The organism is Bradyrhizobium sp. Ses1, assembly GCF_059512365.1.
Genome location: NZ_JCAMOQ010000027.1, coordinates 1 through 21,217 on the forward strand (window position 1 = coordinate 1; position 21,217 = coordinate 21,217).

At 61.5% G+C, this 21,217-nt stretch carries 18 protein-coding genes and 1 tRNA gene; 8 read left to right on the forward strand and 11 right to left on the reverse strand.

From position 1 onward, the window contains the following. Window positions 1-445 precede the first annotated feature (445 nt). Window positions 446-1,288: an SDR family NAD(P)-dependent oxidoreductase gene (locus AC5ZG5_RS26900; RefSeq protein ID WP_456644310.1), complete on the reverse strand. Its 843-nt coding sequence runs from the start codon at window positions 1,286-1,288 to the stop codon at window positions 446-448. Window positions 1,289-1,483: 195 nt separating this feature from the next. On the opposite strand from AC5ZG5_RS26900, the gene AC5ZG5_RS26905 reads away from it, so the two are divergent. The 4 genes from AC5ZG5_RS26905 (at window position 1,484) to AC5ZG5_RS26920 (ending at window position 8,147) form a co-directional block, all read left to right on the forward strand. Beyond that, the gene (locus tag AC5ZG5_RS26905; RefSeq protein WP_130228836.1) at window positions 1,484-2,446 is read left to right on the forward strand and encodes a sensor histidine kinase; all 963 of its coding nucleotides are present in this window, start codon (window positions 1,484-1,486) and stop codon (window positions 2,444-2,446) included. A 223-nt stretch (window positions 2,447-2,669) separates the two neighbouring features. Further along, entirely contained in the window at window positions 2,670-4,412 is a 1,743-nt protein-coding gene (locus AC5ZG5_RS26910) for a putative bifunctional diguanylate cyclase/phosphodiesterase (protein ID WP_028162453.1), read from the forward strand. A 125-nt stretch (window positions 4,413-4,537) separates the two neighbouring features. Continuing rightward, window positions 4,538-7,639, forward strand: a complete 3,102-nt coding sequence (locus AC5ZG5_RS26915) for a bifunctional diguanylate cyclase/phosphodiesterase (protein ID WP_456644309.1) — start codon at window positions 4,538-4,540, stop codon at window positions 7,637-7,639. Between the two features lie 103 nt (window positions 7,640-7,742). Then, a complete protein-coding gene (locus AC5ZG5_RS26920; RefSeq protein WP_028162454.1) occupies window positions 7,743-8,147 on the forward strand; it encodes a YccF domain-containing protein in 405 nt (134 codons plus the stop codon). Window positions 8,148-8,151: 4 nt separating this feature from the next. Here the strand turns inward: AC5ZG5_RS26920 and AC5ZG5_RS26925 are convergent, their stop codons facing one another. Next, a complete protein-coding gene (locus AC5ZG5_RS26925) occupies window positions 8,152-9,231 on the reverse strand; it encodes an LLM class flavin-dependent oxidoreductase (protein ID WP_456644308.1) in 1,080 nt (359 codons plus the stop codon). A 127-nt stretch (window positions 9,232-9,358) separates the two neighbouring features. Between AC5ZG5_RS26925 and AC5ZG5_RS26930 the strand changes: the two genes are divergently transcribed. Beyond that, window positions 9,359-9,435, forward strand: a tRNA-Arg gene (locus AC5ZG5_RS26930). A 166-nt stretch (window positions 9,436-9,601) separates the two neighbouring features. Next, window positions 9,602-10,306, forward strand: coding sequence for a restriction endonuclease (locus tag AC5ZG5_RS26935; protein ID WP_456644307.1), 705 nt, complete (start codon window positions 9,602-9,604; stop codon window positions 10,304-10,306). A gap of 382 nt (window positions 10,307-10,688) precedes the next feature. Here AC5ZG5_RS26935 and AC5ZG5_RS26940 read toward each other — a convergent pair whose 3' ends face one another. The 7 genes from AC5ZG5_RS26940 to AC5ZG5_RS26970 form a co-directional block, all read right to left on the reverse strand. Beyond that, entirely contained in the window at window positions 10,689-11,123 is a 435-nt protein-coding gene (locus tag AC5ZG5_RS26940) for a hypothetical protein (protein WP_456644306.1), read from the reverse strand. 18 nt (window positions 11,124-11,141) lie between these two features. After that, a complete protein-coding gene (locus AC5ZG5_RS26945; protein ID WP_456644315.1) occupies window positions 11,142-12,017 on the reverse strand; it encodes a DUF2950 domain-containing protein in 876 nt (291 codons plus the stop codon). Between the two features lie 56 nt (window positions 12,018-12,073). Further along, a complete protein-coding gene (locus AC5ZG5_RS26950) occupies window positions 12,074-13,708 on the reverse strand; it encodes a DUF3300 domain-containing protein (RefSeq protein WP_456644305.1) in 1,635 nt (544 codons plus the stop codon). A 178-nt stretch (window positions 13,709-13,886) separates the two neighbouring features. After that, window positions 13,887-15,776, reverse strand: a complete 1,890-nt coding sequence (locus tag AC5ZG5_RS26955; RefSeq protein ID WP_456644304.1) for a sensor histidine kinase — start codon at window positions 15,774-15,776, stop codon at window positions 13,887-13,889. A gap of 94 nt (window positions 15,777-15,870) precedes the next feature. Beyond that, on the reverse strand, window positions 15,871-16,290 hold the full coding sequence (locus tag AC5ZG5_RS26960) for a hypothetical protein (RefSeq protein WP_028162467.1): 420 nt from the start codon (window positions 16,288-16,290) through the stop codon (window positions 15,871-15,873). 51 nt (window positions 16,291-16,341) lie between these two features. Then, entirely contained in the window at window positions 16,342-17,574 is a 1,233-nt protein-coding gene (locus AC5ZG5_RS26965) for an HlyD family secretion protein (RefSeq protein WP_456644303.1), read from the reverse strand. After that, on the reverse strand, window positions 17,567-17,989 hold the full coding sequence (locus AC5ZG5_RS26970; protein ID WP_456644314.1) for a hypothetical protein: 423 nt from the start codon (window positions 17,987-17,989) through the stop codon (window positions 17,567-17,569). The genes AC5ZG5_RS26965 and AC5ZG5_RS26970 overlap by 8 nt, the downstream gene beginning before the upstream one ends. 171 nt (window positions 17,990-18,160) lie before the next feature. Here AC5ZG5_RS26970 and AC5ZG5_RS26975 point away from each other — a divergent pair, with 171 nt between their 5' ends. Both AC5ZG5_RS26975 and ppk2 read left to right on the forward strand, forming a co-directional pair. Continuing rightward, window positions 18,161-18,616 (forward strand): hypothetical protein, encoded by a 456-nt coding sequence (locus AC5ZG5_RS26975; RefSeq protein ID WP_028162470.1) that lies wholly within the window; start codon window positions 18,161-18,163, stop codon window positions 18,614-18,616. Between the two features lie 45 nt (window positions 18,617-18,661). Continuing rightward, entirely contained in the window at window positions 18,662-19,459 is a 798-nt protein-coding gene (ppk2, locus tag AC5ZG5_RS26980) for a polyphosphate kinase 2 (RefSeq protein WP_456644302.1), read from the forward strand. 327 nt (window positions 19,460-19,786) lie between these two features. On the opposite strand, the gene AC5ZG5_RS26985 is transcribed toward ppk2, so the two are convergent. After that, window positions 19,787-19,990, reverse strand: coding sequence for a hypothetical protein (locus AC5ZG5_RS26985; RefSeq protein WP_456671187.1), 204 nt, complete (start codon window positions 19,988-19,990; stop codon window positions 19,787-19,789). Between the two features lie 730 nt (window positions 19,991-20,720). Then, the gene (locus tag AC5ZG5_RS26990; protein ID WP_028162473.1) at window positions 20,721-21,149 is read right to left on the reverse strand and encodes a hypothetical protein; all 429 of its coding nucleotides are present in this window, start codon (window positions 21,147-21,149) and stop codon (window positions 20,721-20,723) included. Window positions 21,150-21,217 lie beyond the last annotated feature (68 nt).

Below are 21,217 nucleotides of genomic sequence, written 5' to 3' on the forward strand. Positions count from 1 at the left end.
AAATAAGCCGTAAACCATCGCGCAGGGAAAGCCGGAATGCTTCGGTTGAACCTGTGGTCCTACCCCCGTGCTTTTTGCTGCACGGGACCCATGGGTGCAACCAGCACCCGGCTTTCCCTGCGCCCTCGGATGATTGAGGAGGGTGGAACGAGATGCAAAGCTCGGGCAGCGAATGCCGCGAGAACGCGACCTCACATCCTCACGCTGTTTGAAATTTGAATCATAAGTCACGACGACGCCGTAGGGTGGGCAAAGCGACTTGTCCGCCGTAGCTCGTAGAGCGAAGGCGGAAGCGTGCCCACCATCCCGAGCACGGCGCTGGATGGTGGGCACGGCGCAAGTGCGCCTTTGCCCACCCTACACCTCTGCAACCACTTACTCGCGCCACAACAACATCCTGTGGTGATGGGTCCCCGCCTTCGCGGGGACGACACCGGCGCTAGATCTATCCCCCGCCCTGATCAAACGCCTTGCGGAGGGCAACGTAGCCCTGCTGCTGTTGGGTCCAGTTGCGGCCGCCGGTGATGGCGCCGTCGATGACGAGGTCGTGGCCGTTGATGAAGGAGGATTCGTCGCTGGCGAGGAATACGGCGGCGTGCGCGATGTCGTCGGGCAGGCCGGCGCGCGGGATCGGCTGCGCGGTCTTGTAGACCTCGCGCATCACGGCCGGCGTCTTCTCGGCGGCGTCAGTCGACAATCCCAACGCCTTGCCGAAGATGCCGGTCGCGATCGCGCCGGGCGAGATCGAGTTGACGCGGATGCCGGACTCGCCGAGCTCCATCGCGACGCATTTGGTCAGATGGATCACCGCGGCCTTTGCCGCGCCATAGACCACCGAGGACGAAAAGCCGGCAAGCCGTCCCGCGATGCTGCCATTGTTGATGATGCTGCCGGAGCCCTGCTTCTTCATGTGCGGCGCGACATGCTTCATGCCGAGCATGACGCTGCGCACCAAGGTTGCCATCGCGGCATCGAAACGGTCGACCTCCAATCCCTCGATGCCGCCGGTCTGCGCCGGGCCGCCGGCATTGTTGAAGAGGCAGTCGACCTTACCGAATTTTTCCAGCGTCAGCCCGATCAGCGCCTTCATCTGCTCTTCCACGGTGACGTCGGTCTGGCGGAAGATGCAGTTGGCGCCAAGCGCCTTGGCCAAGGCTTCGCCTTCGGCGACGCGCCGCCCGGCGATGATGACCTTCGCACCCTCGGCAACGAAAACTTCCGCCGTGCGCAGGCCGATGCCGCTCGTGGCGCCCGTGATCACCGCGACCTTGCCGTCCAACCGTCCCATGTCATTACCCTCTTAAGTTGTCGATCGAATTCCATGGACTGGGATATTCCTGCCACAGGCGGAACAAGGCAAGCGGACTGTTCGGTGCACAACGCCGCCGGCTGTGGCCTGCGGCCCTCTGCCGGCCACAAATCGCAGCTTACCCGTCGGTTCGGCCTTATTTTGGATTCGCTGATCACCTGAAGTGACAAAGCCATGAAGAGATTGATCGACGAGTTCAGGTGCGGCTGGCGCGGGGATGCCCCGCCATCGCTCGCGCTCGGCATCGGCTTTGCGATCACCTGCCTGGCGCTGGCGACGGCGGTCCGCTGGGGCCTGTCCCAGCTCCGCCCCGACGTATTCTTCACGCCGTATTTTCCGGCGGTGTTCTTCGCCGGCGCGTTCGGCGGCTTGCGCATCGGAATCCTGACCGCGCTTGCGGGCGGCCTGCTCGGCCTCGCCCTCAATTTCGGCAGCACGGTCACCGATCCGACGCGGATCGCGTTGCTTTTGATGTTCTGGGTGGTCTGCGGCCTGACGATCTGGGGCGTCGAGCACTACCGCTCGATCGTCGCCGAGCAGCAGCGGATCGCCAAACGCCTGATCGGCGAGCAGGACTACCGCAAGCTCGTGGTCGACGAATTGCAGCACCGGCTGAAGAACAAGTCCTCCACCATTCACGCCGTGCTGCACCAGGCGCTGCAGGACCAGCCGCAGATCTGGAGCCGCATCGATCATCGCATCCGTGCGCTGTCGGCGACCGACGATTTGATCGCGAAGGTTGACGGCAACGGATGCGATATCCAGGACCTCCTGATCTCCGAACTTGGTCCCTACGGCCACGTCCGGTTCAGCCTGAACGGCGATCGCCTGTTCCTGCCGGCGAAGCTGGCGGTGAGCCTGGCCTTGATCTTTCATGAACTCGCCACCAACGCCGGCAAGTATGGCGCGTTTTCCTCCGCGCGCGGCTTCCTGCAGGTATCATGGTCGGTATCCGACGATCGCCTCACCATCACCTGGGACGAGACCGAGGGCCCGGCCGTGGAGAAGATCGGCGAGCCGGGCTTCGGCACCAGGCTTTTGAAATCGGCGCTGAGGCCATTCGACGGCAAGACCGACGTCAGCTATCTCAAGACCGGTATTCACTGCACCATGCAGTGCCGGATTCCCACGGCTTGAGCGCGCTTTTTCGCGCTCCGCGCCGAAGCGAAGGTGAAACGAAACACAGCCGCAAGCACTCGATGATCGGGTTGACGCTCTGTTAATAACGATTGAGGCAGCGCCTGTTGAAATCTCCTATCGACACAGATGTCGCGGTTTTTCTCAGTTCCACTTAACCAAAACTACAAGGGACTTTGCCAAGTTCGCGCGCATGCACAGTCCCACAAAGCACGACTTTCAGATGGCCACGGCGGCGGCCACGAATGAGAGCGAACTCCATTCCGAATTGCGGATTCTGCGCGATGTCGTCAGGTTGTTGCCTGCGGGCGTCACGGTCCAGGACGAGCACGGCGACTTCCTGGTCGTTAACGATGCCGCCGCGGCGCGCTTCCAATTGGCAAGCGATGCAATGGCCTCGCAACTCGACGAGCGCCGCGAGACCTGTCTCGAATTGCTACGGAACGGCCGCTCCGCCGTGCTGGAGGAAGCGGTTGCTTCCGGCGCGACCAGGCAGGTGTTCCTCACCGCGCACCGGCCGGTGCGGATCGCCGACCGCAGTCTCCTGCTGTCGACCTCCGCAGACATCACCGAGCAGAAGGCGTTCGAGGATCAGCTATTCCGCTCCGCCTATTATGACGAACTGACCGGCCTGCCGACGCGCCGGGTGATCGAGCACCGCGTCAACAGCCTGTTGCGCCGTGACGATGCAGACGGCCATTTCGCGCTCGCCTTCCTCGACATCGACAATTTCAAGCACATCAACGACTATTACGGCCACGCCATCGGCGACGCGCTGCTGGTGGAGATGACCCGGCGGCTCAGCCTGTCCTTGCGCGAGACCGACATCCTGTCGCGCATCTCCGGCGACGAATTCCTGCTGCTGCTCAATCCGATCCAGACCGAGCAGGAGGTCGCCGACTACATCGAATTCATGCTGCAGCGGTTGAAGGCGCCGTTCTTCATCGACCAGTCGGAGATCTTTGCCTCCACCTCGATCGGCGTGAGCCTTTATCCCGAGCATGGCCGAAGCTACGACGAGCTGCGCCAGAACGCCGACATCGCAATGTATCGGGTCAAGCACGGCGGCAAGGGTGCCGCGGCCTTCTTCGACGCCAGCATGGAGGTCGAGGCCATGGCGCGGATGAAGATCGAGCAGTCGCTGCGGCTCGCGATCCTGGAGAAGCGCTTCTGTTGCGCCTTCCAGGCCAAGGTCGATCTCAGGACGCAGGAGGTCAGGGGCATCGAGGCGCTGGTGCGGCTGCGCGACAATGAGGGCGTGATCCAGGCGCCCGGCACTTTCGTCAACCTCGCCGTCGAGCTCGGGCTGATCGACGAACTGACCCATCTGGTGCTGGCGGAGATCGTAAGATCGATCGACCTGATCAACAACACCTTTGGTCCCGACGCTTCCATCAGCATCAACGTCGCGGCCAAGCAGGCCGCCAATCCCGAATTCATGCGCCCGTTCGCCCGCGCGCTCGAGGAGACGGGATACCCGAAGCGCTTCATGATCGAGGTGACGGAAGACGCCTTCGTCACCAAGTCGCATTTCCAGGAGGAGATCCTGCCGATACTGCGCCGGATCGGCGTCGGGATCTCGATCGATGATTTCGGCATCGGCTATTCGTCGCTGTCGGCGCTCGCCGACATCACCGCCGACGAGATCAAGATCGACCGCTCATTCATCACCGACATCCATAAGCGCCCGCGCAGCCAGGGCATCCTGCGGGCGATCGAGTCCTTGAGCGAGGCGCTCGGCATGACCGTGATCGCGGAAGGCATCGAATCCTACGAGGAACTGGCCTACCTGCAGGCCGCGACCAAGATCCGCTATGCCCAGGGTTACTATTTCTCGAGACCGATCTTCCTGGACGACCTCAAGCCGTCGATGCCGCTGACGAGCGAAGCGCGGGCCCACCTGGCGAGCCGGGCGATGGAGGAGGCGCGTCCGGCTTACACCCGGACAAGCAGGTATCGGCGCTGAGGACTGGCGCCCCTACAACCATTGCGAGGAAATACTGCAATATCCCAATTAAGCGTTGAGTAACCGGATTTCCTAACCGCTTGTGACAATTTTCCGTTGTATCCCTGCCTCCCGGGAATTCGGGAATGCGCAATCCTTCAAAGCACATCCATAGGATCATCCTTCGCGCGAAGGTATTCCGCCGCCACTTCGCCGCGACGATCCGCGGCCCGGTGCTGTGGCTGACGCTCTGCGGCGGATTGCTGGTGACCGCGATCTTTGCGGGCACCATCCTGATGGTCGGCCAATTCCGTGAGCGCGCTCTGCACAACAGCGAGCGCGAACTGGAAAACACGGTGCTGATGCTGACGCGCCATTTCGACCAGCAATTCGAAGACTCCGCGACGATCGCTTCCGACCTGATCTCACAATTGCGGATTCCGGAGCTCGCCTCGCCGGAAGCGTTCAAGGAACGGATGTCGACCGCCGAAGTGCACCATGTGCTGAGATCGAAGGGCCTGTCCTATCTCGGCGACGTCTCGCTATTCGATACCGACGGGCACATCATCAACTGGTCCGGACCGCTGCCGGCGCCGAAGCTCGACATATCCGAGCGCGCCTACTTCAAGAGCTTCAAATCCAACCCGACCACGGAGACCGTTCTCGCCGAAGCAGTCCGCAGCTATCGCAACGGCAAACTCAGTACCGTGATTGCCCACCGCCTGACCGGGCACAACGGAATCTTTCTCGGGATCATGACACGACGCATCGATCCCGCGAACTATGAGAAGTTCTTTGCTTCCGTCGCTCCAGGCGAGAGCGCCACCATCGCCATGTTTCACGCCGACGGTATCTTGCTCGCCCGTCATCCGCGCATCGATGAGATGATCGGACGGAATTTCGCTTCCGCCCCGCTGATGCGAGAGGTGCTGGCGAAGGGAGGCCAGCATACCCTGCGCATCGAAAGCCCGGTCGATGGAATGAACCGGCTGGGCTCGGCGGCGCGGCTCGGCCATTTTCCGGCGGTCGTGGTCGCAACCAATTCCATCGACGCAGCGCTCGCCGACTGGCGTGCGCAGACCAAATTCCTAATCGTCGCCGCGGCGCTCGCCGCCCTGGTGATCGCAGGCGTGCTGTTCCTGATCATCCGCGAGATCAACAAGCAAAACCGCCAGGCGCGGCAACGGCTGAAGGCGGAGCGGCAGCGGCTCGATACGGCGCTTAACAACATGATCCAAGGGCTGGTGCAGTACGACGCCACTGGGCGCATCGTCGCCTTCAACCGGCGCTATCTGGACATGTTCCAGCTCTCGACCGACGTCGCGAAGCCGGGATGCCACTTCCGCGACCTGATGCTCCACCGCCAGGCGAAGGGATTGTTCGACGGCGATGTCGACGCATTCTGCACCTCGGTCATGGACAATATCGCCCAAGCCCAGGTTGATCGCCGACTGATCGGTTGCGTGGACGGCCGCTGGTTTTCGGCCATCAGCACGCCGCTCAAGCACGGCGGGTGGATCACCACCGTCGAGGACATCACCGAGCGCTGCAGGCTCGAGCAGGAGCGCGACCGGAACTTCGCGTTCCTGCGCGAGATCATCGATCACATCCCCTCGCAGATCACCGTCAAGGATGCACACGACCGGCGCTATCTGCTGGTCAACCGGGTTGCCGAGGAGAAATTCGGCATCTCACGCGACCTGATCGTCGGCAAGACCGCATTCGATGTCTTTCCGACCGCCGCCGCCCGAATCATCACCTCAGACGACGAAAGGTTGCTGGGGTCCACCGACGGCTTCTACAGGGACGAGCACCTCTGGAAGACCCAGGCGAAGGGCGAACGCTACATCACCTCGAAACGCATCGGCATACGCGATCAGGCCGGCACGACGCGCTATATCATCAACGTCGTCGAGGACGTGACCGAACGCAAGCTCGCGAACGAAAGGATCACCTATCTTGCGCATTACGATGCGCTGACCGACCTGCCGAACCGCGTGCTGTTCCGTGCGCAGATCGCGCGCGAGCTCGAAAGGGCAATGCGCGGAGAACGGTTCGCATTGTTTTACATCGACATCGACGAGTTCAAGGCCATCAACGACTCACTCGGCCATCATGTCGGCGACGAATTGTTGAAGACGGTGGCCGCACGGATCAAGGTCTGCCTGAAGCCCGGCGACCTGATCGCCCGGCTTGGCGGCGACGAATTCGCGGTGATCCAGACCGCCGTTGATGCAACGTCTGACGTTGCGGAATTCGTGACGCGGATCCATGGCGCGATCCGACAACCTTGTGACTGCCTCGGGCATCATCTTTCCACCGACGCCAGCATTGGCATCGCACTTGCGCCGCAGGACGGCACGGAGCTCGACCAGCTCATCAAGCATGCGGATCTGGCGATGTATGCCGCCAAAGCAGGCGGGCGCCGGACCCATCGCTTCTTCGAGCCGGCGATGGATGAAAGCGCCCAGGCCCGCCTCACCATGGAGCAGGACCTGCGGCAAGCCATGATGGAAGGCGGTTTCGAGATCCACTACCAGCCGCTGCTGGACTTGAGAACCAATCAGGTGGCGGGCTGCGAGGCACTGTTGCGCTGGCGCCACCCGGAGCGCGGCATGGTTTCTCCCGCCGAATTCATTCCAGTGGCGGAAGATGCCGGCCTGATCAACGAGCTTGGCGATTGGGTGTTGCGCACGGCCTGCGCCGAAGCGGCCGCCTGGCCGTCTCACATCCGGCTCGCCGTCAACGTCTCGCCGGTCCAACTCAAAAGCGAAACGCTGGCGTTGCGGATCACGAGCGCGCTCACCGCCTCCGGCCTCGCGCCCGGTCGGCTGGAGATCGAGATCACGGAGGCGGTGCTGATCAGGGACGATGAAGCCGCGCTCGCGATCCTGCACCAGCTCCGCGCCATCGGCGTGCGCATCGCGCTCGACGATTTCGGCACCGGCTATTCCTCCTTAAGCTATCTGAAGCGGTTTCCGTTCGACAAGATCAAGATCGACCGATGCTTCGTCAGCGACATCGAGGTCGACGGTTCCTCAACCATCGTGCAGGCGGTGGTGAATATCGCTGCGTCGCGCAACATGACCACCGCGGCCGAAGGCGTCGAAACCGAGCAGCAGCAAAAACTATTGCGCGAGCTGGGCTGCACGCAGATGCAAGGCTTCCTGTTCAGCGCACCGAAGCCGGCCTCGGAGATCAGGCGATTGCTCGACATGGACCAGATGGCGGCGCGGGTTTTGGCCTAGAGTCGATCGGGCGGCTATCTTGCGCGACGGCGATGGCGTACAAATATGGGGTGCGAGCCCGACCACGAGGCAATCTGGCCATAAGGCAATGGCGAGTGAACCCATGTCCCCTCTTTCCATCCTCCTCAATGTGCTCTGGATCCTGATCGGCGGCGCGTGGATGGCGTTTGGCTGGCTTGTCGCCGCGATCATCATGGCGATCACGATCATCGGCCTGCCCTGGGCACGCGCGGCCTTCAATATCGCTGTCTATACCCTGTTGCCGTTCGGTTCGCGGGCCGCGCGCCGCGACGAAATCACCGGCGTGAGCGACGTCGGGACCGGCCCGCTCGGGCTGATCGGCAACCTGATCTGGTTCGTGCTCGCGGGCTGGTGGCTTGCGCTCGGTCACCTCGTCACGGCGATCATCTGGGCGGTCACCATCATCGGCTTGCCCTTCGCCTGGGCGCACCTCAAGCTTGCCGGCATCGCGCTGTGGCCGATCGGCAAGACGATCGTACCCGCTTGATCCGTTACGCAGCCAAGCGGCCGCGATTGTTCTGGGCAAGGATCGGGCGGATCAGCCGCCCGAAACGCTCGGCCTCTTCGTCATGCAGATAGCCGGACAGGCAGAAGGAATGGCAGCCGGCATCGATGAATCGCTGCAGCATGTCGGCGCATTGGAGGGGATTGCCGACCACGGCAATGCCGGCGCCGGGCCGGACCTTGGTGATGCCGGTCCACAGATGCGGCAACAGGAAATCGCCATGCTCGCGCGCAAGCTGCTGCACCCGTTGATTGGCCGCTGAATTGTTGTAGAGCGTCTTCATCTCCTGTTTCTGCCGTTCGGTAGCGTGACGCACCAGGCGGTCAGCCGCCTCCCACGCATCCGCTTCATCCTCGCGGCAGATCACCTGCAGTCGCATGCCGAAGCCGATCTCCTGCTCGCGGCCGTGGCTGCGCGCCAGCGCCCTGATTTCGGCGATGTTCTGCGCGATGCGCTCCGGCAGGTCGCCCCAGAACAGATGCACATCGGAATGTTTCGCCGATAATTCCCACGCCTGCCGCGAGCCGCCGCCGAGATAAAATTTCGGAAACGGCTGCTGCAGCGGCCGGGGCCGGATATGCGCGCCCGACAGCGAGTGGAACCTGCCATTGAAATGCACCGGCCCGCGCGTGGTCCACAGCGCCTTCAGGATCGAGACCTCCTCGTCCATCAGCGCGTAGCGCTCTTCCTTGACGTAACGGATACCCTCGGCTTCGACCTCGCTCTCGTTCTGGCCCGCGATCAGGTTGATACAGATGCGCCCGCCCGACATCTGGTCGAAGGTCGAGATCATCTTGGCAAGCAGCACCGGATTGATGTAGCCGGGACGCGCCGCGATCAGCGGCTTGATCTTCGACGACCGCGCCGCCATGAAGGCGCCCGTGATCCAGGCCTCCCAGCACACCGAGCCGACCGGGATCAGCAAATATTCAAAGCCCGCCGCTTCGGCGGCCTGCACTACCCGCTCGCAGAGTTCCGGCGAGCCAGCCACCTGGGCTTCCATCAGCCCATAGGCGGTGGTGTCGCCATGCGTCGGCAAATACCAGCCAAATTCGAGCGGACGCATGACGATCTCCCCAAGCAGATGGCGCTTTTCGCGCGGTTCTACCGGCAGTCTACAGCCTGCATCTCGTCAGACAATCGCTCTCAAGACCGTTGCCGATGGGGGACCAATCGGCTAAATGAACCGTCAGGCACCCGTAGCTCAGCTGGATAGAGCGTTGCCCTCCGAAGGCAAAGGTCACACGTTCGAATCGTGTCGGGTGCGCCATATTGTTGCTTTTTGACCGGTTACACCCTTTGCTTGGCTTACCGCCAACGAGGCGCCGACGGTAGTTCGGATGGGAACGCATCTAGCTGTCTATTCTGAGAAGAATCGGAGTTTTCTTCCGATAGTTACGAAGCTCCCGCTAAAGCCCGAAGGTATAAGACGAGTTTTGGGCAGCCCTCTCCGTTATTGCCTGGGTGCAGAATTCCTCTATCTTCCTGAGCAGTCAGATCGGGCAGGTGAGCTGAAACTTTGCTGGGCCCGTATCGGCTCAATCTCGCTTCCTCAAGTCAAGATGACACGCTCTGTCGACGAGATTGGAGAGTACGATCTCCAATCGCTTGAGCATCTTGATGACGTGAGAATCGGCGATCGATATGTCAAGCGCCAAAAAGAGAAAGACGGCAGGTTCGTAACTGTTGATGAGTTCTGCTCTCAATCGCTAATTGATGGCATCGCGCGTGAACCCGAGGCGCTGTCATCTACATCCCGCGCTGACTTTGAGAATCTGTGCGCAGAGCTTTTTGTTAGACGAGGATTCAAGGTCGACCTGTTTCGGCCATCGAAAGATGGCGGTATCGATTTTCTTGCGGTCCAACACGAAAGAACTGATCCGATAATATTTGCTGTACAATGCAAGCAGCCCGATATCAGAGAAGGCAAATCGCGACACTCAGTTGGACGTCCGATCGTTCAACAGATTTATGGTGCCGCTAAGGCTTGGGATCTGTCGGGCGGAATTGTTGTGTCCGGTTCAACCTATAGCGTCGAAGCAAAGAGGTTTAGCGAAATAAAGCCGACTGAGATGCAACTCTACTCCGGAGCTGACGTCTTAGAATGGATTACGCGTTACAGGTGGAACGTGGACGAGTGATGCTCGGAGAAGGACCATCCTGACCTACGGCGGCTTCGGATCGGTGTTTCCGTCCTGAGCTTGAACACACTTAGGCTGCACCAGCAATATCTTGGCCCCTCTTGCCGTCGCGAATGTTTTCCGTGCGGAGCGTGATCAAAGGGGCCGTGTCGCATGTTGTGCGGCGTAGGCACCGCAACGATGTACGAGGTCCCGGTCTCGCTCTGCCCGGCGCGCCAGTTTGTCCTTATTTTGCAACCCGGTGTGCGCGCCCCAACCGAGACCGTAGCTCGGTCTCATTCGCGTTGGTCGCTTCGAGCGACATTTCTGGCACGAATGTCCGCTCATTGTCACAAGCGGAGAAACTCGGCTTGAGCGGACGACTTCCGCTCCTCCCGATAACTCACTTCATCGAAATCCTCAGGCCGCTGAGGTTGGCGGCGAACTCCATTCCCGCTTTCGGCCCCTTCAGGATGAGCACGACGCCCTTTTCATTTCTCAAGTTGACGCCGCCTGCGCCGCCAACCAGGGCGCCGCCGGCGCCGACCGCGCTATAGGTGCCGGCAAAATCGGTCACGTCAGCTATGCCGGAGGCCCAACCTTCCAGCCGGCTGACGGATGCGCCGGCGGTGACGCCGAGGCTGAGGCCGGAGACCCGGAACGGATAGTTGCGGCCGCGATATGTCAGGACGCCGGTGCCGCCGCCGGCGCCGACCAGCAGGCCCGCTTTTGCGAAATTGACCCGCACGTAGCCCGGCGCTTGCGCTTGCGATGACGTTACCGGAAATACGAAGGCGAGCAGCGCGATCACCGCAAGACGAATTGCAGATGATTCCATTGCAATGTTTCCGCGTTTTCAGGGATTCGTCGCGTCCACCTTCTTCCACGTCTGGTCCGGATCGAACAGATACGTACGCTTGGCGATGACCGCCGTGCGTTCGCCGAGATCCTTCTGATAAACGGTGCCCGCGTGGTTGACCATGAAGGTCATGACACCTGAATTGCCATACTCTGCGGGATAGGCGATCAGCCCGAAGCCGCCGATCATCTTGCCCTTGACGACATAATTCACGGCTCCACCGGGCGCGTTGGGCCCCTGCCCTTTCAGGATTCGGAAGTAGTAGCCGTGGTAGGGCGCGCTGCCCTCCGCGCCAGCCTTATAGCCTTCCGTTGCCGCCTGCGCCGCGAGCTCACCGAGGGGACTTTGGTCGCGATCGTCGCGCCAGAACAGGCCATCCTTCTTGCCGGGAGTGCTGACAATCCGTTGCGCATAGAGCCCGGCGCCGTAGCCGGTGCGATCCTTGTCCGCATACTCGTTCTCGGCATCGACAAAGGCGAGCGCGGTTTGAATGGCATCGAGCTCGTTGCGTCCGATGCGGCGATACAGGATCTCGAGGCGACCCGCGGCGGAATCAAACTCCCAGCCATCCCTGTTGTTGACCAGAGGGATCGGGAACGGGAAGTCATCCGCGCCCAGGATGAGCGTCGCCTTCTTGTTTCCTTCCGCCTTGATCGAATGCTTGGCTTCATACGCGGACACGAAGCGTTCACGCGTCTCGGCGTCGGCGACATCATCGCCTGATGCGATGATGTCCTCGGCGTCCTTGCCGAGAACCTTCAGCACGGCTCTCTTCTCGCCGGTCTTGACGGCGGCAGCCAGCGCGGCCGCGGCGTCCTCCGGCGAAGGATAGGCCTGTTGCGCGTGAGCCGATGTGATCGGGAACGCCAGCATGATGAGGGTGGCGACAGCGGCCGCGGGGTGCGCCAACCGGAGCGACTGAACGATCGTCATGGTGTTGGCTCCGGTGCTGTGGGAATCCGCGCGCCGGCGGCAAGCCAGTCGCCGTAGGCCCGGAATTTCAATCCGAGCTTGTCGTAGTAGACCCTGAGATAGCCGTCGCTACCGCGCGTGACAGCTTCCGGCATGATGCCCTGCACTTCCTGCGCCATCACACCGACATAGGACTTGTTGCTGCCGAGATAGCTGAAGCGGTAGTAGCCAAGACCGTTGGCGAGGTGGCCGAGCAGCACGACGTCATGCTTCAGCGCGATATCGGAGCGCCGTCCGCCGCCACCACGGAAGCCCCCGCCGCCTCCGCCACGGAAACCTCCACCGCCCCCGCGAATCGCGGCGCCCTGGAAACCACCGCCCCCGCGGCCGGCTAAGGCAACAGCGCCTCCCGCCCGTCCGGCAAAGCTTGCCTGGCCTCGGGCGGCCTGCAGATTGGCAGCCCTGCCGGATGACACATTTTTGAAGGCGGTGTCGCTGCCGCCGCCGCCACGCGCCGCATTGCGACCGCGGTCAGCAGCCCCCGCACGACCGCCCCCTGCTTTGGCGCGATCGGCCGCGGCTGGGCGATTGGCGCGATCTCCGCCGGGACGATCACGAGAGGCGACGCCCTCGCGGCCGCGATCACCAGCGCGATCTCCGACGCGATCATCGCCGCCGGGTCGACCCTGTCCGGGACGCAGCACCTGCTCGCCGCCGCGGCCGCGGAAATCCATCCGGTTGGCACTTCCTGCCTTCAGGTTGTTGTTGCCGAAACGCTGCTGAACATTGGCGTTGTTGTATCGGACGCCTTGCCGATGCGCCGGGTTGTGCTGCCAATTGTTTCCGACGTTGGTGACCCTGTTGTAGTGGTTGACGTAGAGGTTGCGGTTGCCCCAATTGAAGCCGCCGCCCCAATAATTACCCCAGCGGCCGATCGCCCAGGCAGTACCGAAGGCAAGGCCCGCCGCGATCACGCCCGCGCCAATATAAGATGGGTAGCCGAAGTAATAGGGCGGATAGTCCGCATATGGCCACGTGCCGTAGACGGTGGCCGGATTGTAATAGGGAACGTACATCGTATTTGGGTCAGCCGAATCGATGACGATCACCTGCTTGTTGTCCTGGGTCTGCACGCTGACCTTCTGCTGCTTGGTCGTCACCAGCTTGTTGTTGGCCTGGGCCTTGGCGCGGAGCCGCTGGATCGCGTCCATCACATCTGGCTGCTGCGCGAGCACGGCATCGCCGAGATTCTTGGTCCAGTCGATCTTGTCGCTCATCATCGAAAGAACCGCTGCGGTGCTGACCAATGCCTTCACGCTGTCGTCCCAGGACTGCTTGTCGACTTCGTTCTTCAGTGCATCGCCCTTCAGGTTCTTGTGCGAGGTCACCCAACGGTCGGCCTGCACGATCTCGAGCGGATAGGTCGACGCCGCGAGCACGTTCGCCAGGAGGTCGTCGGGATAGAGTGCAATCGGCGCGACCAGCGCCTCGAGCTGTTCAGGCTTCAACAATTGTTCGCTCGGCGCAGCCTGTGACGCCCCCTGCGGCTGACCGCCCTGATCAGGCGGAGAACTGGTCGCCTGCGCAAAGGCCGCGACGGGAGCCAACAGAAACAGTGCGAGCGCGAGCAAGATCCTGCCGCAACGAGACATCACAACCTCCATGAGCCTCAGATGCCGCAAGCATCAGTCCAGGGCATGCGCGTCTCTTGATCGAGATCAAAGAAACCAAGCGCCGTTCATCTGGATAGCGAGATTGCTGCGACGCGACATGTTCGCGCGGACACCAGGATTGGGACCAACTCCCGGGGCAGACCGGTCGCGCCGAAGGTCAGCGAGCAAGTGGTAGTTTGATGCGGAACAGCGCCCCGCTGCCGATCCGGTTTTCCACGGTGATCCGGCCGTGGTGCGCTTCCACGATCGTGCGGGCGATCGCGAGTCCCATTCCCATGCCGTGCGTCTTGGTGGTGAAGAACGGCTCAAAGACATCCTTCAGATGATCGTCGGCGACGCCCGGGCCGGTATCACCGACCAGGATCTCGGCCTGTTCATCCGAGATGCCCATCGCGACGATCACCTCCCGCTTGTCGCTTTGCGATTCCGATATAACGTCGATCGCGTTCATGATGAGATTGAGGACAACCTGCTGAAGTTGGATGGAATCGCCCTTGACGCGCAGCGTCATTGCAGCCGGAACATATTTCAGCATCACATCGCGGCCTTCGGCCGAAGCTGAAACGACGCCGACGGCTTCCCTCACGGTCTCATTGAGATCAATCTCGCTAACTTCGATTGGCGCCCTTTTCAGCATGTTCCGAAGACGGCGGATCACTTCGCTCGCCCGCTGATCATCACGCCTGATGTCGGCCAGGATTTCTCGTATTTCGTCGAGATCGGGCGAAACCGATTTCAGCATCAGCTCCGCCGTTTCGGTATTGGTGAGAATGGAGCCGAGCGGCTGATTCAGCTCATGTGCGAGCGAGGTCGCCATCTCTCCGGCAGCCGAATAGCGGTTGACGCGTGCAAGCTCCGCCAGACGTTGCCGTGCTTCGACCTCAGCGAGACGACGGCGATGACGTTCATGGAGCAATCCACTGATCAGGCCAGCCTGCACCAGAATCACGCTCGCGATTAGCGCGACCTGCCATCGATATCTTTCCCAGAAAGTCGGCTCGCGAAACAGGATTTCGCTTCCCGCGGGCAGGTTGCTCTCGCTGATGCCCCAGCGTTGCAGCTCGCGCCAGTCGTATTTCGGAGCTGCAAATCCAATCGGTTCGATCTTGATGTCGGCCGGCTTCTCGCCACCGAGAATCCGGATCACGGCATTGACGGTTTTCTCGCTCGATGCGCTGATGGAATGCATCGGGCCGCCGACCGTGTCCTGACCAAAAAAGGCTTCCTGGAAGGAAAAGATCGGGGCATTCGCGACCGCATGAAGACTGCGCAGTGCAAGATCGCCCTCATGGGCGACACCCGCCGCGTCGACCGACATCAGGCCCCAGAATAGGACAGTGTGCGGCGGAAGTGCGCTCGCCCGCTGCAGGATTTCCTGGAATGACAGGTCCGCGTACCACACGAATGCGACCCGGCTTTCGAACGGCTTCGCTTCCCTTTTTGCTTCCTCGAGCCAGAACTTCTCCAGGGGCGAGGCGCCGATCACGACGGCAATCGTCTGCGTCTCCGGCAGGACCTTAAGAATGCTGGCGAAAAAGGTTGAGAAATCATTGTGCACCGAAATGACCGTGTCGTTGTCTGTGAGTCCGGCGCGGTTCACCAATCGCTGTTCAACCGCCGTCAGGACCATGGGCGTCCCTGGGAAGAGCTCCGCGCGGTATTTCTGGACGAACCCGGCCGCAGGTGCCCCGATGCTGATCACAATGTCGGGCGCCGCACTCTGATAGAGCGCGCGCAGATAATCGACGAAGGGCGCTTCCGAGCCCGAATTGTTGAATCGCGCCGCCAGTAGCGTCTGTTCCTGGAGGTTCAGCGGCCACGGCGATTGGCGCTCGAGCTCCGCCCGGATGGCCCGGGCAAATTCGCTCCATGGTCGGAAGTCTCGCCCGAACGAATGGAGCAGCAGCACGCGTTTCGGTTCGCCGCGTGGAACGGCGCTTGCCGGCTGGGGCAGGATGGCAACCCACGCCAGCAGACAGATACAGAGGCGCAGGGCAACAACTGCCCGGCCTATGCTGACCGCATCAACGAGGATGCGTCTGCTCATCTTTCTCCCCGCCAACCTCACCGTTTGACGGCTGCACTCTATCCCATTTCTAGCGCCAAAATTGCACCGCAGCCTACGGTCTCAACGGTCCGGCCTATAGCTGGCAGCGATGGTACGTGACCTCCATGCCTTCGACGCCGGGAAACAGCCGCGTGACGCTGTTGTCATCGACCACTTTCAGGAAGAATTGCACGTTTGAGAGCATGATGCCATTGGCGCAGCTCACGACGATGTTGATGTTCTGGCCGTCGTCCTTCCTGGACTTGATCGAACAGTTCTCGAACTTGCCTCTCAAGCGATCAGGCTCGGCGATGAAGCCACCGCCATAGACGCCGGGAAATCTGGTGAAGGTGACCTGTCTTGCCCTTCCCTTGCGCGCAAATACCTTGTTGCATTGGTCGGCGCTCGTGACCCATGCGCCTGTGAGATCGAACGCGGTCGCCTTCTCTGATAGTCCGAAGACGGAAGCGGCCAATGTTGCCGCAAGCACCAGGGACCTGCGAAGTCCATTCATATCATGCCCCCTACCCCGAAACTCTCAAGCGCTTTCCGTCCTCACCACGCATCAATGGCCGGTGAACACCAGGGTCTTGATCGGCAACAGCAGCGCCTGGATGCGCAGCAGCAATGCGTGCACCAGTCCCACGCCGTCGACCACGTGCAGCGCGATGCGGCGGCCCGCGCTGGTTTCCTTGTTGGAAATTTCCTCATGATTGCTGGTGTAGGCGTTGACGATGCAACTGCTGCCCGGCGTGACCCCTTCGAGACCTCCCTTAAAGAGCGGCTCCATGAACACCAGGACGGTCCCCGGCCGGAGGATGTTTTGCGCTTCGAGCAGTTGCTCGCCACCTCGGAACTGGCCGGCGGCAATGTAATCCTGGACCGTCGTGACCACCATCGGAATGATGACCCACGGTCTTGAGATGCAGGTCGCTTCCGCCACCATGCCTTCCCTCATCACCTGCGCCTCGATCTGGCCGAACCCGGCCTGCAAGACCCGCCGCCCCGCCCCCTCCGGGATAAGGATCCCGGCCGGCCGCATCAGCGGATTGACGACGTCACCGACGCGAAGAAGGAACTGCTCCACACGCCCATCGACGCCGGCGCGAACGAAAGTCTTGTCCAGATCCACCTGGGCCTGCGCCAAGCTGGCTTCGGCGCTTGCCTTCTCCGCCGGCAGCAGTGTTGAGAGCCGAAGGGTCGCAGACTGCTTGGTAGCCACTGCGGCATCAATCCCGGCTTGCCGCTGATCGACCAGGACTTGAAGTTTTTCAATATCGCGCTGCGGCACGATGCCGGGATTGCGGCGCTGCAGATCGCTCTTGGTATCCAATTCGTCCTTCGCTTGCTGATGCGCGCTCCTGGCTTCCTGTGTCTGCGCCTCGGCCTTGACGACGTCGGCCTCCGCCGCCACCAGCGCAGCATCGACCTCGGCGACTTTGCGCTTGGCTGTCTCAACGGCCGCTTCCTGCTTCGAATTGTCCAGCCTGAAGATCACATCGCCTTTCTTCACCGAGGCACTGAAGCCGAAATTGACTTCCGCGACGCGTCCGGAGGTTTCCGGGAGGATAGGGATCGTCCGGAAGAATAGCGTGGCGCTGTCGGTGGCAGGGTGGAAATAGAAGATCATGGTGATCAGCGCTATCGTGAGCATCAGGCAGCCGGTGATGCCCCACCTCAGCTCGAACCAGACCGAGAAGAACGTGATCTCCTTGCCGAAGCGCTTGCCCTGGACATAGCGGCGATAGAGATAGTCTGGAAGGATGGTCACGAGGGAGCAGATCATGAGCTCAAGCATTGCTGGGCTCCCTTGCCTTCGTCTCCGATGAGGCTGCCGGAACTGCCGGATCCGGTTTGGTTTCAGGCTTTGCCGCGCCGCCTTCATCCGCTGCGACACTCGCTATCTTCTCCACCGAGCCGGCAATGCTGCGCAGCGGCGTGCTGAAGTCGGGAAGATCGATCATGGCGAGCAACAGCGCCGCGACCCAGAACAGGTGGATGTGCGTGAAAAGCGCCAGTAAGCCGAGGACCGCGACGATCTCGAACTGCAGCTTTTGCGATTTGTGCGCCATCCGCTCGGGCAGGCTGTGCAGGCGCCAATAGAGCGTGCCGACCCAGAGCAGGACGGCCACCAGGAAGATCCCCATGACAACCATCAGCACGTCGACCTCGTTCGGCGGGGTGATGAAAAAAGGCAGATGGTGGGGTGCCATTGGATGAAGCTGGTCGCTCAACTGCTTCTCCCGGTCAGGAATTGGGTTTGACCGTTCAATCTGGATACCGCCGCCCGGGAGGTCGCTTGATCTGGATCAAAGGTGCGCCCCTACCCGGCCCTAGCCTTTTGCGAACGACCATTGGAAACGGCCACTCAGGAGATGTCAGCCATGCCCGCGAACATTGATGACCTGATCCCCAGCGCCAGCCAGATCCAGAAGGAGGCCGCCCTCCGCGAGGCGGAAAAGGCGGATGAGTATGTCCGCCGCGCGGCCGCCGCCGAGGCCGAGAAGAAAGCACTGATCGAGCGGCTCAGCCGGCCCTCGGGCAAGTCCGAGGAGGAAAAGATCCAGTTGGCATCGACCATCATCCAGCGTGCCGTGCGGAACGGATTGACCGAGGTCCTGGTGTATCGCTTCCCGAATACGCTGTGCACCGACAGGGGCCGCGCCATCAACCAGATGGAAGCGGGCTGGGAAGCCACGCTGACCGGGATTCCCAAGGAGATCTACCAGCTTTGGACCGACTACCTGAAGCCGCGCGGCTATCGCATCCGCTATCAGGTCATCGATTTTCCCGGCGGGGTGCCCGGCGACATCGGCGTCACCATCGCCTGGGGCGATTAAGCGGCCAGCCGATTCGAGACGATCTGAAGCAGTGGAAGCCCGGATATGGCAGATGCGCCCGCCGCACGGATGAAGCGAAAGATCTATGAGAAGGAACTGGAGAAGCTCCAGGTCGAGCTATGCCATCTCCAGGAATGGGTGAAAGCGAACCAGGCCCGCGTCATCATCCTGTTCGAGGGCAGGGACGCGGCGGGCAAGGGAGGCACGATCAAGGCGATCACGGAAAAGGTCAGCCCGCGCGTGTTTCGCGTCGTCGCCCTCCCTGCGCCTTCGGATCGCGAAAAGACGCAGATGTTCATCCAGCGTTACATGCAGCATTTCCCTGCCGGGGGCGAAATCGTCATTTTCGACCGGAGCTGGTACAACCGGGCCGGGGTCGAATATGTGATGGGCTTCTGCAGCCCCGCCGAGCACAAGCGCTTCCTCGAGCTGTGCCCTACCGTGGAGCACTACGTCGTTGAGGCCGGCATCGTCCTAATCAAGCTGTGGCTCGAAGTGGGGATGGAGGAACAGGAGCGACGATTCAGGGCAAGGATCAACGATCCGCTGCGACAATGGAAGCTGAGCCCGATGGATACGGAATCTTATCGACGCTGGTACGCCTACTCGCGGGCACGCGACCTGATGTTCAAGGCCACCAACTCGAAACATGCGCCATGGCACATCATCCGCTCCGACGACAAACGGCGGGCACGGCTGAACTGCATCTCGCATATCTTGGACATGATCCCGTACAAGCGCGTTCGCCGGAACAAGGTCAGGCTGCCCAAGCGCTCCAGCAAAGGACGCTACAACGATCAGACCGGGCTGCGCGGGATGGCGTTTGTTGCTGAGCGGTACTGACCGGATGCGGCCAAGTTCCAAATTCCGAGCTTTTCTCAACCGTCCGCCATCCGGACTCGCAACGCCAGCTTGATTTATGTCAAGGGAGCGACCACCGCGCACGAATAGCGTTAATAATGGCCGACCATTTCGGCCGAGCAGGGATAGGTTCGAGGGTCATCTCGCCATCCGTCGCGATTTGCCAACGGCGGCATAAGCAATCATTCGATCTTCGAATCTTGTCCGCAACAAGAGGAGAGCGCAATGACACGGCTGCCATTGATTGCCGCAGCAGTTCTAGCGATTGCTGCATCTGCCCCACTTGTCTGCACGACAACGAGCCCCGCATCAGCCCAAGGATGGCACGGCAGGGACGGCGATGTGGGCAGCGATTTGAGAGACCTTCTGAGAGACCGGATTCAAACGCGCGAAGACTTGCGGGATCTCATTATCGACCTTCTGCGAGATCGACAGGAGATGCGGGGCCGCCTGCGCGAGCGGATGGGCCAGTGGCGTGATCGCGAGGAGGATGAGGACGATGGGGGCTGGCACGGCGGTCTACGGGGGCGGCTCGCCGAGAGGTTGGCCGAACGACGCGGTGGAGGTGAGGGAGGAGGGTGCTATTTCCTTACCCGCAGCTTGAGCGATGAGGACCGCGACTTTATCCTTATCATTCGTAGGCGCGTGTGCCGCGACTGAGCATCTCAGGGGTGAGCCGGAGCGGATCACGACCAGGATCGTTCCGCTCCGGCGTCTCAACTCGCTCACAATGAGGAGACGCACGATGAATAAAGCCTTTGCCCTCACCGTCACGCTTTTGCTTATCTCTCCGCCCGCCTTCAGTCAGAACGCTCCCAGCTCAGATCAGCGAGACTCATCACGCTCCCGAATGGATCGTGATCTGGACGATGTTCTGCGAGCGATCGGCGAATCTGGTCGCGGGGGAGCGCGCCGAGGCGGCGCCTCGTTCTTCCTGAGGAATGGCGACTCGATAGTGGCAGTGCGCTGCGATCCACAAGACTCCATGAAGGCATGCGTTGACACCACTCTGACGCTCCTTGAGCGGGCGCGCTCCATGCAGCCAGGAGGAGGGCAGAGTGGCGCTCCGGGAGCGCAGCCCCAACCTCGCTGACAACTCTGAAAGCCGGAATGTCCGCTTCCATCCACCGTCCAGACTGGCAGGAGGACGCTCCTTGGGCGGATTGACTCTCGCGCATTGCACACGAGCTCCTCGCCCCCCGAGAAGCGGACCAGGGCAACGCAGCCCTGGCCCGCCCCGCGATTATTTCAATCGTATGGTGACGCCACCGACGGCTGCTGACACTTCGGCGCCAATCCTCGGACCGCTGAGCTGCAAGATCACGCCATTGGCATTCTGCAACTGAACGCCTCCGGCGCCGGCGGCAACGGCGCCACCGGCGCCGACCACGGCGTAGCTGCCTTCGATGGACTCAGGCCCCCGCAAATTCAGCGCACGCCCAACAAACTTGGTGGTCGAGGCTCCGATCGTAAAGCCAACGCTCATGCCGGAAACAGTGAATGGATAACGTTTGCCGCGGAGTATCAGCACGCCCTCGCCGCCGCCGACGCCGATGACAAAGCCGCCTTTGGTGAAGACGACTGCAACCTGGCCGGTCTCCGCCCGCGACGGCGTACTCAGTCCTGCCAAGGCCAGCATTGCCATCAGCGCGATCACCCCAACTTGTCTCATGATTTACCTCCAAGAGCGATTTAGAGAAATTTTTCCAACACTACTTCTCGCGTCAGACGCGCTCGACG

Bases quoted from the DNA above. Each gene is read 5' to 3' on its own strand.
- AC5ZG5_RS26970 (WP_456644314.1), bottom strand. From the start codon at position 17,989: ATGGCACCCCACCATCTGCCTTTTTTCATCACCCCGCCGAACGAGGTC.
- AC5ZG5_RS26915 (WP_456644309.1), top strand. From the start codon at position 4,538: ATGCGCAATCCTTCAAAGCACATCCATAGGATCATCCTTCGCGCGAAG.
- AC5ZG5_RS26900 (WP_456644310.1), bottom strand. From the start codon at position 1,288: ATGGGACGGTTGGACGGCAAGGTCGCGGTGATCACGGGCGCCACGAGC.
- AC5ZG5_RS26925 (WP_456644308.1), bottom strand. From the start codon at position 9,231: ATGCGTCCGCTCGAATTTGGCTGGTATTTGCCGACGCATGGCGACACC.
- AC5ZG5_RS26960 (WP_028162467.1), bottom strand. From the start codon at position 16,290: ATGAATGGACTTCGCAGGTCCCTGGTGCTTGCGGCAACATTGGCCGCT.
- AC5ZG5_RS26965 (WP_456644303.1), bottom strand. From the start codon at position 17,574: ATGCTTGAGCTCATGATCTGCTCCCTCGTGACCATCCTTCCAGACTAT.
- AC5ZG5_RS26950 (WP_456644305.1), bottom strand. From the start codon at position 13,708: ATGTCTCGTTGCGGCAGGATCTTGCTCGCGCTCGCACTGTTTCTGTTG.
- AC5ZG5_RS26955 (WP_456644304.1), bottom strand. From the start codon at position 15,776: ATGAGCAGACGCATCCTCGTTGATGCGGTCAGCATAGGCCGGGCAGTT.
- AC5ZG5_RS26975 (WP_028162470.1), top strand. From the start codon at position 18,161: ATGCCCGCGAACATTGATGACCTGATCCCCAGCGCCAGCCAGATCCAG.
- AC5ZG5_RS26910 (WP_028162453.1), top strand. From the start codon at position 2,670: ATGGCCACGGCGGCGGCCACGAATGAGAGCGAACTCCATTCCGAATTG.
- AC5ZG5_RS26905 (WP_130228836.1), top strand. From the start codon at position 1,484: ATGAAGAGATTGATCGACGAGTTCAGGTGCGGCTGGCGCGGGGATGCC.
- AC5ZG5_RS26945 (WP_456644315.1), bottom strand. From the start codon at position 12,017: ATGCTGGCGTTCCCGATCACATCGGCTCACGCGCAACAGGCCTATCCT.
- AC5ZG5_RS26920 (WP_028162454.1), top strand. From the start codon at position 7,743: ATGTCCCCTCTTTCCATCCTCCTCAATGTGCTCTGGATCCTGATCGGC.
- AC5ZG5_RS26990 (WP_028162473.1), bottom strand. From the start codon at position 21,149: ATGAGACAAGTTGGGGTGATCGCGCTGATGGCAATGCTGGCCTTGGCA.
- ppk2 (WP_456644302.1), top strand. From the start codon at position 18,662: ATGGCAGATGCGCCCGCCGCACGGATGAAGCGAAAGATCTATGAGAAG.
- AC5ZG5_RS26940 (WP_456644306.1), bottom strand. From the start codon at position 11,123: ATGGAATCATCTGCAATTCGTCTTGCGGTGATCGCGCTGCTCGCCTTC.